Consider the following 12446-nt stretch of genomic DNA (forward strand, 5'->3'; position numbering starts at 1 on the left):
ATTATCCTTACCGTTTCTTATGCGCGGCCGCGTTCGGTGCGCAGGCGTGGATCAATCACGACGTAGAGAATGTCTACGATGAGGTTGATGAACACGAAGATGAAAGCGGTGAGCAGCAGGTAAGCTGCCATGATCGGAATATCCACGTTCTGCACGGCTTGCAGGAAGAGGATGCCCATGCCCGGCCACTGGAACACGGTCTCGGTGATAATCGCAAAGGCGATGATGGAGCCGAGCTGCAGACCGGTGATGGTGATCACAGGGACCATCGTGTTTTTGAGAGCGTGGATGTAATAGACAGACCGGTTCGGCAAACCGCGAGCGCGGGCGAACTTGATGTGGTCGGTCCGCATCACTTCCAGCATCTCAGCGCGGATCAGGCGCATGATGAGGGTCATCTGGTACAGCCCAAGCGTAATTGCCGGCAGGATGATGGCCTTCAGACCGCTGATGGTCAGGAAGCCTGTGTCCCAGAACGACCCCAGGGCAACGACCTCGCCGCGGCCAAAGCTTGGCAGCCACTGCAGTGTGACTGAGAAGAAGAAGATAAACAGGATGCCGATAAAGAATGTTGGCAGAGAGATACCTACTAGAGATACCGACAGGAACATCTTTGAGAGCCAGGAGTCGCGGTTCAGACCGGTGTAAACGCCCATTGGAATGCCCAGCAGCAATGCAAAAATTGCAGAGGCGAAGGACAGCTCCAGAGTTGCAGGCAGACGGCGACCAATCAGGTCTGCCACAGGCTGCTTGAACTGGTAGGAGTTACCGAAGTCAAACTGGATTGCGCCCAGGACATAACGGAAAAACTGAACGAGAACAGGGTCGTTCAGACCGAGGCGCTGGCGCAAGGCTTCACGCTGTTCCGGGGTGGTCTCAATGCCCACCATCTGGTTTACAGGATCTCCAACAAAGCGGAAGAGCAGGAAGGAGATTAAGGCTACGACAAACATGACCACGAGAGCCATGGCGATACGCCGGGAAATAAAGCCAAACATGGTGTTTTATAGTTGTTCCTGAGAATAGAGGCGCCTGGCGCCGAGGGCGCCGGGCTATTATTTTGTTGGCTAAGCCGTCAACTTAGTTCTTCACTACAAATTTGAAGTGGAACTCGTTATCCGCACGCTGCTTCAGAGTAACCTTGTCGGATACACCCCAAGCCAGACCCTGCTGGTGCAATGGAATGTGAGAAACTTCGTTGTTCAGGATTGTGTAGGCTTCGGAGATCATGCTGTTACGCTTCTCTTCGTCGTTTTCGGAGAGAACCATTTTTGTCAGCTCATCAACACGTGGGTTACAGTAACCACCGAGGTTGAATGGTCCACCAGCACCTTTGTCATCACGGCAGTTGTTGAGGTTGAGCAAAATGTTGTAGCTGTCGAATGAACCTGGGGTCCAGCCCAGCATGTAGAAGGATGTGTCAAAGCCGCCAGATGCCAGGATCTTAGCGAAGTACTTCGCTTTAGGCTGTGCATTCAGGTTTACTTTGATGCCTACGCGCGCGAGGAATGCAGCAGTTGCCTGACAGATTGCTTCGTCGTTGACGTAGCGATCATTCGGGCAGTCCATGCCAACTTCAAAGCCGTCTGCATAACCTGCTTCTGCGAGAAGTGCTTTCGCAGCTGCCGGATCGTACGGGTAGCGAGAGAAGTCACCGGAGTTTGCGAATAGGAATGGTGAGATCATCAGAGCTGCTGGCTCGGACAGACCACGCATGATTTTCGCTTTGATCGCATCAACGTCAATTGCCTGGTAGAACGCCTTACGAACGCGAACGTCCTTGAATGGGTTCTTGCCTTTGATGTTGGAGTAGGTCAGCTCATCACGCTTCTGGTCGAAACCGAGGAAGATGGTGCGCAGTTCAGGACCGGTCAGTGCAGATGTGCCTGCATTGCTGTCCACGCGCTTGATGTCCTGTACCGGGATTGGGAACGCCATGTCCAGCTCGCCGGAAAGCAGAGCTGCAACGCGGGTTGCATCAGATCCGATTGGAGTGAACTCAACGCCTGTCAGGTTGTGTTCTTTTTTATCCCACCAACCGTCGTTTACGGTGAAGGTGGTTTTTACGCCTGGCTCATGCGTTGCGATCTTGAACGGGCCGGTGCCGTTTGTGTTCAAAGATACATAGTTAGGATTGGTGTCAGAAGCGCTTGTCACTTTTACAGCGTTGTTTGCTTCAGTCCATTCCTTATCCATGATGTACCAAGTGGACCACTCGGAGTGCAGGATAGGGTTTGCGCCTGTCAGGACGAAATCAACGGTGTAGTCGTCTACTTTCTCAATCTTGACGTCCGCTGCGATACGGGTTGTCAGGTCAGAGCCTTCAGCGCGAACACGATTTGCAGAGAAAACCACGTCGTCAGCATTGAAGTCGTTGCCGTTGTGGAATTTTACGCCCTTGCGCAGGTGGAAGCGCCAGCGGGTTGGTTCAATAACTTCCCAGCTTTCTGCAAGTGCAGGCTCAATCTGGAGATCTGCTGTACGGCGAACGAGACCTTCATACACATTGCCGTGCATGGCCATGGTGAATGTTTCGTTCAAGCTGTATGGATCTAGCTGATTGTATGTACCTTGAAATGCGAACTTCAGCGTTTCAGCATTTACCTGAGTTCCAGCAGCAAGCGTCATTGCCAATGCAGCGGATGCAATCTTTAAACGCATTCTAAATTAACTCCCCTTTTCCCCTCATGCAGAAAATTAATTGTTCTGCAGGGCCCCTCTCGTTTCGCCGACCACTTATTAGGCGGATTCTGGCGTCTTAGTGATATTACCCATATGAATGAAAGCGTCTAGGGGGCATTGCGTAGTTGAAACGAGGAATTAATGTGGGCGCAGCGCAATTTCATAGCGTATTCAGGTGCTAAGGGATGTATTTCTTGCGGTTTAATGCGTGTCAGTTGAGAGACACATCAACGTTAAGCTGAGTATATTTCATCTAATGATGAGGAAATGAAGGGTTCTGATCTTGTTGATTATGTATGGTATTCGCAATTGCGACAGTGTTCGCAAAGCTCGTAAACTTCTGGATGAGTCTAAAATCAACTACAATTTTCACGATTACAAGAAAAGTGGTGCAGATGAAAATGCACTGATAGAGGCCTGTGAGCGGTTCGGTTGGGACGTTGTTTTGAATAAACGCGGTATCACATGGCGCAAATTGGATGATGAAACCAAGGCTGGTGTCACGGACCAGGCTAGCGCTATCGCCTTGATGGCACAGGAAACTTCATTAATTAAAAGGCCACTTATTACTGGTGGAAAACAGCTTTTGCTTGGATTTGATGCGTCTTTATGGGGCGAAATTTTGGAAAAAGGAGAGCTGTAGAGACAGTTAAACTGTTCTAAGCTCTCCTTAATTGGACGGTAAAGTTTAAGGGTTGGGATCCTTTAGGCTTAGCCATCCTTCCTATGGTATGAGGCGCTGGCAATCACGTAATCTGAAGCGTGGTTGCCAACCCGAAATCTTTTATCTGACGAAGTTTTCTCGAAGCTGACCGCGACATTGAGTAAAAATGCTGCGAGAATTCTTCTGCACCTGCCTCAAGCTCTTCACAGCTCATGTTTTTTGGCTGGTAGACCGCATGGGCACCATCAAATTCTCCCCAATTGTCAGAGAGCAATCTGTCCTCCTCTTCCAGCTGTTTGTAGAAGCGGGAGCCGGGGAAGGGGATGGCGATGGCCGGTGCGGTAATATCTACCCCTATGTCATGATAGAACTTGGCGGTTTCGATGAAAATTTCTGGTGTATGTTCGTCGAAGCCAAAAATAGCCGTGGTGTCGACAATAATTCCATGTGTATGAATGTTAGAAATTTGAGATTTTAAGTTTTCAGGTTTTACAAAACCCTTGCCAGCACGTTTGAGTGCTGCCTTGGATGGGGTTTTTATTCCAATGAGCAAGTACTTCGCACCGGACCTTGCTGCGGCTTCCAGAAGTTCCGGATCATCTGCTATGCGAATAGTGGTTTCGCCCACCCATCTAATCTTGAGCGTTTCTAATGCTTTGAATAATTCCAAAGCGTACTCACGATCCTCCGTCAGGTGATCGGCGTGAAGTTCGACCCAATCGGTTTCCATTTCGGAAATCTCATTGATTATGTCTGGGATCGGACGATAGCGGGTTTTTCCGAGCATGCCGGGGATGAGGCAGAAGCTGCAATTGTGTTTGCAGCCACGGCTGACCAGCACCGACCATTCCCAGCCATACTGCTCTGCGGTGATGAGGTGGCGCGGATATGGGTTAAGCTTGGACATGTCGGCGTAGGTGCCGGTGTATCTTGGTTTGAGGCTTCGGTTTTGCGCATCCTGCAGCAACTCATCCCAGACATTTTCACATTCTCCTGTCATCACCGCATCTGCATATTCGCTGGTTTCTTCTGGCATGAAGGTGGCGTGGAGACCGCCAATCACAATCTGACTGCCCTTTTCCGAGAAAGCTGAGGCGAGCTCGTAGCCTCGGTTGGCATCCGGGGTTGAGAAGAAAAGCACCACGAGGTCGGCGGTCACCTTACGGGGATCGACCATCCTGATGGTTTCGTCATGCATTTCCAGCTGAAAATGGCGGGGGGGTTGCTGCCGCAGCTGAGAAGATGGACTGAGGCGGGCCTCCACGCGCTTTCTTGTAATCTTTAAAATAGCTCGGTGCAGATGCTTTGATGAGACAGATCTTCATTGCCAACCTCTTGTTATAAATTGTCATAAATGACAATTTATAACAAGAGGAATTTTTATGAAGATCTATCTCATTGAAATTACGCCGTTAACTGAGGGTTCGTTCTAGCTTTTGTTGAAGGATGACATATCAAAACGTTGCACATCGCGCAGGAGTTTTATGAACTCCTGAGAGGCGTGAGTGAGGGATGCCTGGCCTTTTTCCGCTGTAGCGAGAGCCGCGTTGCCAAGAGCGCCGGTCTTGTTAAGGTCCTCGCTCATCCAACCATATTGATGGCGACCATGGGCCCGCAGGTAAGCATCATTGTTGATGTGGTCGGTTTGAGTGGAGGTGAAGTCTGTCGCCTGATCCATGCGTACCAGACCAGGACGTAAGGAGAGCATGATGGAGGTTTCGATATCTCCGCCGTGAATGCCGTAGGTGAATTCTTCCTCAGCATAGAGGCCTTCCGGTTGGCCGAAGCGGAGCCAGCTGGATTCCACGGCCAGCATGTTGTGTCTGAGGCGTAGCTCGCGGGTGATGATGTCCATCAGCGGTGAGTTGCCGCCGTGGGAGTTGGCCAGCACCAGCTTGCGGATGCCTGCTCTGGCAACGCATTCTCCAATCTCAATCCAGGCTTTAACGGCGGTTTCCCATGTAAGACTGAGCGTGCCCGGGAACGAGTGGTGCTCGTCTGATTTGCCGACAGCCTGAATGGGCAGGAATGTGACCGGTAAATCATCTGGCAAAAGTTCAATCGTGCGAGCGACTTGCCCCTCTGCGATGCAGGTGTCCGTGTAGACCGGCAAGTGCGGGCCATGCTGCTCAATCGCCGCAATCGGCAACACTGCGATCCACTCGCTGGTGTCATTCTCAGAGAAGTCAGTTGTTGTCATCTCGTGCCAAAAACGGCGGGGCAGGGCGCTCATGTGGTTTTCCGGTGCTTGTTGTCTTGTGTGCAGAGTAGCGTGTTGAAGCACGGACGTCATGGGGGAAGGAACGGGATGCTCTGGTTTTTCAGAGGTAGTGGGTAGTGAGGCGTTTACTCTGGTGATTGGCTGTTAGAGCTATTGGCTCACGTGAGGAGCAGTGCCTCGTCCTTCTTGGTGGCTAATAACAAGAAGGAGAAGCCGATTATGTTTTCTAAAAAGACACGAAAAGGATTGCTTGGCGGTATTGCACTGGCGCTGGCAGGGGTGATGGCTGGTGAGGCTGGAGCTGCGGGAGGAATGCTCATTACTAAAGCATACTGTGACAAATTTACAAATCCACGCGATATCCTATGGGCACATTCTCAGCGAGATCATAACAACCGTCGCGATTACACAAATCTTTTTTACATGAAGCCCAATGGAAACCTCATCAAAGTGTTTGGTGAGAATGCATTTGATGAAGTTGATAAGCTTTTCATCACATCACATGGGACCTGCGCTGGGGTTGGGCGTGTTGGAGGTATGGCAAATGCGGCTTTTGCGCAAAGCATTCGCAACGCGCAGGGTGGTCATGCACGACTGAATGAAATCTTGACGGTCTCGTGCCAGGCTGCGAGCAGAACGGTTGGTGGTCTGGGGCCAAGTTTCCTTAGGTCTTTGGCTGACAATGTGCGAACGAATGCAGCCACCACAATTTCCGGCTGGCCAGGCAATGTGGCGATGGTTGGCGGCAACGGATTGCTTGTCAATTCCATTTATACAGATCAACTTGCTGTGGCGCAGCCTCAAGACTTGGCAAACTTGATATTTGCTGCGTCGTCAATTTCAAAACGTTGGGACAATGAGATTGTACGCATGGAGCTTTTGCCTCAACGGATTTACACGAACTCATTCAGGACGCAGTGTGAAAATATGCTGACAACTTTCGAGGTAGATGGTCCGTCTGCTCTGACTGCAAATCAGCGGGAGCGCATGTTTGAAGAATTTAACAGTGTTGTCAGAACCAAGTTTCTTCCGGCTGATCCATATCGAAATCCGATCAGATCTTTTGCCTATCTTTCAGGCTTGACCAGGAGCACCGCAGACAACAAAGTCACCTGTGGACCAGGTGTTGGTGTAAACTGTCCATAATCATCGAAGAAACTGGCAGATGATGCTATGCGTCTATGATTGGCGCACAGCACTCCATGAAAGGTCATCCAAATGATAAACTCCCCCCTCCTGTCCCTAAATAACATTTCCAAGACCTTTGAGAATGGCACCACTGCTGTTGATGGGTTTAGTCTTGATGTACGGGCGGGGGAGTTTTTGAGTATTCTTGGGCCGTCAGGGTGTGGGAAGTCTACTATTCTGCGGCTCATTTCCGGGTTGGAGGAGCCAAGCTCAGGTGAAATTATCCGATCCGGGCAGGAAGAGGTTGGATTTGTTTTTCAGGAACCAACGCTGTTGCCGTGGGCCAATACCTTTGAGAATGTCTATTGGCCTTTGAAGGTGAAGGGTGTTTCCAAGCGTGATGCGAAGGATCGCGTTGACGAAGCGTTGGAGATGGTCGGGCTTTCCAATTTTGCAATGCATATGCCCTCTGAACTTTCTGGCGGTATGAAGATGCGGGTTTCCATTGCGCGGGCTCTTGTCACCAAGCCGAAGCTGTTGCTGATGGATGAGCCCTTTGCGGCGCTGGACGAGATCACTCGCAATAAGCTGAATGATGATCTGCTTGAGCTGAAGTCTGCCCATGACTGGACGATCCTGTTCGTGACGCATTCTGTTTATGAGAGTGTGTTTCTGTCTTCTCGTATCGTTGTGATGGCGGCGGGGCCGGGGCGTATTACCCACGATATGGCATTGGATGCTTCTTACCCACGCTCGCTGAACTATCGTATGGAATCACAGTACGCGTCGTATTGCCGTGAAGCGGTGGATGCGTTGGAGCGAGCGATGGGACATCGGGTAAAAGTATCCGCGTAACCTCAAAAATCCCACTGAGTAGAACTCAAAGAGCTTAAACGCCTAAGAAATCTCATTAGGTCACTAATTAATCGTCGAACTGTCATCTGGCTTATATATTCGGCGGCTATCATTGCTGTGCACTTGCCTTTTTCGGGCGTTTTACGTTGATTAGGACAGCAGCGAGATTAGTCAGACCATGGGTTTCAATTTTAAGAAAAGCACGACATTTCGTCTTGCGCAGGCAGCGAAGGCGCAGCGGGCGCGTTCTGGGGCACACCTTTCGCGCATTGGATTGCATCCGGGGCAGGAAGCTGTTCTGAAGGTTTTGAGCGAGACTGATGGCAAAACCATGAGCCAGTTGGCTCTGGCGCTTGGTGTTCAGCCGCCAACCGTGACAAAAATGGTGACACGCCTGACAGCCCAGGGGCTTGTGTTCCGCCGGATCTCGGAAACAGACGGCAGGCTTGCGCGCGTGTTCCTGAGTGAGGAAGGCCGTGACCGGATCTTACTGGTAGATCGTGCGTGGAAGCGTCTTGAGAAAGAAGCGCTTGCAGGTATGGATGACAAAGACCGCAAGAAGCTTCGTCGTTTGTTGCGTCAGGTTGAGAAAAACCTGTCGGCCAGTTTTGAAGATGATCCGGATTTGGAAGATGAGCTGGAAAACGAAGATAAAACTGCGCAAGAGCAGGCTGCGAAGAAGGTAGAGCTGGAAGCTGCTGATTAAGCTGAAGGCGCAAGGCCTGTGTTAAACACAGGCCAATGATTTTTTATTGATTTAAGAGTCCTGGCAGAGAAACAGCAGGTCTGTATCTGGTGTTTCCAGTCCAAACTGGGTGAGCAGAGTTGTTATCTGCCCTCTGTGGTGAGTTTGGTGGTTGAAGAAATGCAGCACCAAGTCCCCAAAGTTTTTCGTTGCGGGTATGCCTTTCATGTTGGCATAGGTGAGAGCGTTCTCCGCTTGGGTGGCGGTGATGTCCCCTGCAAATTCTTCAATGATCGCGTCCAGCTTTTGCCGCGCAGCCTTCAGGTCTGACCAGCTGTCGTATGGAATAGATGTGAGTGCTGTTGGCACTGGAAACTGATCAAGTTGCTGCAGGCTCTCATATGTTTGGGAATGCTTTGCGAAACGGCGCAGCCAGGCCAGATCTCCCACCACGATATGATTGAAGGTCGCGAAGACTGATTTGAAGAACGCACCGCGGTTTTCTTTGAGTTGCGCATCGCTCAGTTGTTCCGCGCATTCATAAAGCCGTGCATTCATCCAGGTGTTGTACTGGGCCAATAATTTGAAGTCTGAATACATTTTCTCGAAACCTGTCATCTGCTTATGTATTTCGCTAAAAAATATCAGCATGTTTGATAGGTTTGGCAAGTGGCTAAAACTTGAGAATTCATAATGAATTCTCTTTGTTGGCAGTGTGGAGTATTGCTATTTGCTAATGTTGCTGTGCATAAGTGCTTAAGAATACAAACTGGATCCGGCTGGATATGCGAGGACATCGGCATTGAGCGGCACAGGTAAACCATTGAGATTAGGAGATCTTGCTGAGAAACTGGGCGTTTCGACGGCTACGGTTTCTTTGGCTTTGAGAGATTCCCCTTTGATCGCTAAAGCCACGAAAGCACGGGTGAAAGCCTATGCTGAGGAAGTGGGCTATATCTATAATCGGTCAGCTGCATCTTTGCGGACATCTCAATCCAATATGATTGGGGTGGCGGTTCACGATATTCTCAATCCATATTTTGCCGAGGTGTTTCGTGGGCTGGAAGAAACTCTGGCGCTGCACAACAAGACTATTCTGATTTGTAATCACCGCGATATTGTCGAGCGGCAGAAGCACTTCACCGATACGCTGCTGCAGCATCGGGTTGATGGGCTTATTTTGTGCGCTTCGGTTGGCACGACTGACAAGGACATCAACTCCATTGTGCGGCAAGGGGTGCCGGTCACGCTGGTTTGCCGCGATGTCGCTGGAGCGGATGCGCCTTGTGTTCGTGGTGATGACTTCCTTGGGTCCTACCGCATTACAAAACATCTGATTGAGCAAGGGCATACCCAGATCGCGATGGTTGGTGGCCGGCGTGGCAGTTCTGCCGGGCGTGACCGGAACCGCGGTTGGCGCTCAGCGCTTGAGGATGCGGGGATCAATGCGGATGAGCAGCTGGATATTCCTGAGTTGATGACGCAGGATGATGGCCGATCCATTGCCAAGCAGATTGTGCAGACGGATCCTCGACCAACGGCTGTGGTGTGTTTCAACGACCTTGTGGCACTGGGCGTGATGAGTGCTGTTCGCCGACTTGGTGTCGAGCCAGGGCCGGGCCTGGCAATTGTTGGTTACGATGACACCGAGGGTACGGAAAATAGAACACCAGCCCTGACCACTGTGGACAATGGGGCCGGAACCATTGGTGTGAATGCTGCAGAACTCATGCTTTCACAGATGAATGGCGAGAAGCTCAGTAATGAACTGACGTTAATCGAGCCTAAGCTGCGAATTCGTGAGAGTGCGCCGCCTCCGGGTGAGCGACTGGTGTCAGTGGACGGGCTGTGCGCGAACCCTGAGTAACCGCCATTTGAAACCAAAAGGCAGTTTGGTGATCGTGAAACTGCCTCATTGAAACTCTATGTTTACTATGCCGCGCTTATCTAAGCGGCATCTTGTATTGCGTTTGGAGTTTCGTCATGGTCAGTTCTCGTGGAAGTATCGAAGATCATAAAGACTTGAAGATGTTTGGTTTTTTTACACTCGCCATGACGTGTATGGTTCTTCTCGTTGGCTAACTCTCTAAATCGACTCGCTTCGCTAGGTTGAGAGGACTGCTCATTTTGAGTGCTCCTCGCGGTGGCCTTTGAGTTTTGGTTGGCTTGCCTTGCTTGGTTGTCTTTTGATGCGAAATGCAAATCACCTAAAACGAGTGCGTTTTGCACTTCATGTAAATAATAACTAGTATGTAATTAGATTTATTTTAGATTGTATCTGTACTCAACAAGTAATGCGTGTATTTGTTTTTGAGTTAAATCCATGAATAATTTATGTTTTTAGATCTGTTATCTCTCACTTAATTTCCTGTTAACCTTGAGTTAACTGATTACGCCCAGAATCTGTACATAAAACAGATCCTGGAGGCTGTTCGTATGCATGGGATTTTGAGAAAAACAGTAGTAGCTGCCGGCGCAACCCTGGCGTTAGCTAGCTTTGGCGTCCTATCCGGTCAAGCCAGTGTAATTTCTGGTCACTGGTCAATTTCTGATGTGTTGTCGTCTAAAACCTGCTCTGCGCAGCTTGGTTCTGAGCCTGCTGCGAGTGGATATGGCAACTCGTTTGAGACCAAGAATTGTCAGGGACTTTATGCGCCTATCTCCAAAGCCACAGCGTGGCAGTGGAGCTTTGATGATGGTTTATCACTGCTGGATGCAGATGGGAAAGTCGTGCTCCAGTTTGATATTGATGAGCTTGATGGGTTGACCTCGGTTGGGCCTTCCTCTCTGTTCCTCATCATGCAGCCTGTGAATCAGGACAGTAATGCCTCAGACCTTTCCGACTTGATCGAAAAGGCCATTGTGGTGACAGCGCAGCGTTAGAGCTTTCCTACTTGGTGTGGGTGCTTAGGAAATCACCCACACGGCTTAATGCACGGCTGATGTTCTCCTCTGAATTGGCATAGGAGAAGCGCAGATATCCTTCTCCCAGGACACCAAAATCAGGTCCGCCGATGAGCGCAACACCGGCTTCCTCCAAGAGTGCTGAAGCTAAGGGTTTGGCTTGCCATCCTGTTTCTTTGATATTCGGGAATGCGTAGAAGGCGCCTTTGGGTGTATTGCAGGAGATGCCGGGTAGGGCGTTTAACCCCTCCACTACGAGCTTACGTCGGCGGTCAAAAGCCAACATCATCTGATCAACTGCATCCTGTGGGCCTTCGATGGCGGCAATGCCTGCGTATTGGCTGGGTGTGTTGACGCATGACCAGCAGTTCACGGCAAGCTTGCGGGCTTTATCAATGAGAGAAGCTGGCCAGACGGAATATCCCATGCGCCAGCCTGTCATAGCCCAAGTCTTGGACCAGCCATTGAGCAGGATGAGTTGGTCTTTGAGCTGCTCGAACTCCATCAAGGATGTGTGCTTGAGCCCATCATAGGTCATGCGGGAGTAAATCTCGTCAGATAGGACTGGCAGGTTTGGATGGTTTTCTAATCCCTTCACCAGCTTCTCTATCTCTGCCCGCGAGGTGACGCCGCCAGTTGGGTTGGCTGGGGAATTGAGAATAAGCAGTGTTGTGCGTTTATTGATCAGATTGAGGGTTTCTTCCGCAGAAAAAGCGAAGTCGTTTTCTTCACGGATTGGCACTGGGATTGGGGTTGCTCCAGTGAACTCAATCATGGAGCGGTAGATCGGGAAGCCGGGATCAGGATAGAGGATCTCTTTGCCAGGCTCACCAAACATCAGGATTGCCATAAACATGGTGACCTTGCCGCCGGGAACGACCATCACGTTGTCTGGTGAGACATGCGTGCCAGTTTCAGCATGCAAGCTTGCTGCGATGGTTTCGCGGAGTGGGAGAATACCCGCTGCACCGGTGTAACCGTGATGGCCATCGCGTAACGCTTTGACGGCTGCTTCCGCGATGTGTTCTGGTGTTTTGAAGTCTGGCTGACCGATGCCGAGATTGATGATATCGCGACCCTGCTGAGCGAGCTCAGTAGCCCGTGCCAAAACGGCAAATGCGTTTTCATCCCCGATGCGGTCAAACGCCTCTATGGTTTTCAGCATGATGGTTGGCCTCCCAGTTCCCCAAAACGATCGGCTGGATGGTAGGGGATGGAAGCGATTGAATGCAAACGGAAATTAGTTGAGTGGGTTGAGCGCTGGAGGTTGGGTGTTCCTGTTTAAGCCATCGGTGCTGGCTTCTTGC

At 50.5% G+C, this 12446-nt stretch carries 12 protein-coding genes; 6 read left to right on the forward strand and 6 right to left on the reverse strand.

Translation table 11 applies throughout. The features are described from left to right. Nucleotides 1-17: 17 nt before the first annotated feature. Both PsWM33_RS16805 and PsWM33_RS16810 read right to left on the reverse strand, forming a co-directional pair. Nucleotides 18-998 carry an ABC transporter permease gene (locus PsWM33_RS16805; protein WP_057461862.1) on the reverse strand — a complete coding sequence of 327 codons (981 nt, stop codon included), beginning with the start codon at nucleotides 996-998 and terminating at the stop codon, nucleotides 18-20. Between the two features lie 82 nt (nucleotides 999-1080). Continuing rightward, nucleotides 1081-2661, reverse strand: coding sequence for an ABC transporter substrate-binding protein (locus tag PsWM33_RS16810; RefSeq protein ID WP_063300971.1), 1581 nt, complete (start codon nucleotides 2659-2661; stop codon nucleotides 1081-1083). Nucleotides 2662-2974: 313 nt separating this feature from the next. Between PsWM33_RS16810 and PsWM33_RS16815 the strand changes: the two genes are divergently transcribed. Then, the gene (locus PsWM33_RS16815) at nucleotides 2975-3325 is read left to right on the forward strand and encodes an ArsC family reductase (protein ID WP_063300972.1); all 351 of its coding nucleotides are present in this window, start codon (nucleotides 2975-2977) and stop codon (nucleotides 3323-3325) included. Nucleotides 3326-3428: 103 nt separating this feature from the next. Here the strand turns inward: PsWM33_RS16815 and PsWM33_RS16820 are convergent, their stop codons facing one another. Both PsWM33_RS16820 and PsWM33_RS16825 read right to left on the reverse strand, forming a co-directional pair. After that, nucleotides 3429-4544: a B12-binding domain-containing radical SAM protein gene (locus PsWM33_RS16820; protein ID WP_153039959.1), complete on the reverse strand. Its 1116-nt coding sequence runs from the start codon at nucleotides 4542-4544 to the stop codon at nucleotides 3429-3431. 231 nt (nucleotides 4545-4775) lie between these two features. Continuing rightward, nucleotides 4776-5579, reverse strand: a complete 804-nt coding sequence (locus PsWM33_RS16825; protein WP_063300973.1) for a creatininase family protein — start codon at nucleotides 5577-5579, stop codon at nucleotides 4776-4778. A 207-nt stretch (nucleotides 5580-5786) separates the two neighbouring features. Here PsWM33_RS16825 and PsWM33_RS16830 point away from each other — a divergent pair, with 207 nt between their 5' ends. From PsWM33_RS16830 to PsWM33_RS16840, 3 genes are all read left to right on the forward strand, one after another. Further along, nucleotides 5787-6713: a hypothetical protein gene (locus tag PsWM33_RS16830; RefSeq protein ID WP_063298573.1), complete on the forward strand. Its 927-nt coding sequence runs from the start codon at nucleotides 5787-5789 to the stop codon at nucleotides 6711-6713. A gap of 72 nt (nucleotides 6714-6785) precedes the next feature. Continuing rightward, complete coding sequence (locus tag PsWM33_RS16835; protein WP_063300974.1) at nucleotides 6786-7550, forward strand: ABC transporter ATP-binding protein; 765 nt, start codon at nucleotides 6786-6788, stop codon at nucleotides 7548-7550. A gap of 178 nt (nucleotides 7551-7728) precedes the next feature. Further along, the gene (locus tag PsWM33_RS16840) at nucleotides 7729-8256 is read left to right on the forward strand and encodes a MarR family winged helix-turn-helix transcriptional regulator (RefSeq protein ID WP_057461855.1); all 528 of its coding nucleotides are present in this window, start codon (nucleotides 7729-7731) and stop codon (nucleotides 8254-8256) included. A 51-nt stretch (nucleotides 8257-8307) separates the two neighbouring features. Here the strand turns inward: PsWM33_RS16840 and PsWM33_RS16845 are convergent, their stop codons facing one another. Further along, complete coding sequence (locus PsWM33_RS16845; RefSeq protein ID WP_244276706.1) at nucleotides 8308-8853, reverse strand: DinB family protein; 546 nt, start codon at nucleotides 8851-8853, stop codon at nucleotides 8308-8310. A 184-nt stretch (nucleotides 8854-9037) separates the two neighbouring features. On the opposite strand from PsWM33_RS16845, the gene PsWM33_RS16850 reads away from it, so the two are divergent. Continuing rightward, entirely contained in the window at nucleotides 9038-10102 is a 1065-nt protein-coding gene (locus PsWM33_RS16850) for a LacI family DNA-binding transcriptional regulator (protein WP_063290301.1), read from the forward strand. A gap of 569 nt (nucleotides 10103-10671) precedes the next feature. Beyond that, a complete protein-coding gene (locus PsWM33_RS16855; protein WP_063300975.1) occupies nucleotides 10672-11118 on the forward strand; it encodes an AprI/Inh family metalloprotease inhibitor in 447 nt (148 codons plus the stop codon). Between the two features lie 7 nt (nucleotides 11119-11125). Here PsWM33_RS16855 and PsWM33_RS16860 read toward each other — a convergent pair whose 3' ends face one another. Next, entirely contained in the window at nucleotides 11126-12304 is a 1179-nt protein-coding gene (locus PsWM33_RS16860) for a pyridoxal phosphate-dependent aminotransferase (RefSeq protein WP_063300976.1), read from the reverse strand. Nucleotides 12305-12446: the final 142 nt, after the last annotated feature.

It is taken from the genome of Pseudovibrio sp. WM33 (assembly GCF_001623165.1).
Taxonomy (GTDB): domain Bacteria; phylum Pseudomonadota; class Alphaproteobacteria; order Rhizobiales; family Stappiaceae; genus Pseudovibrio.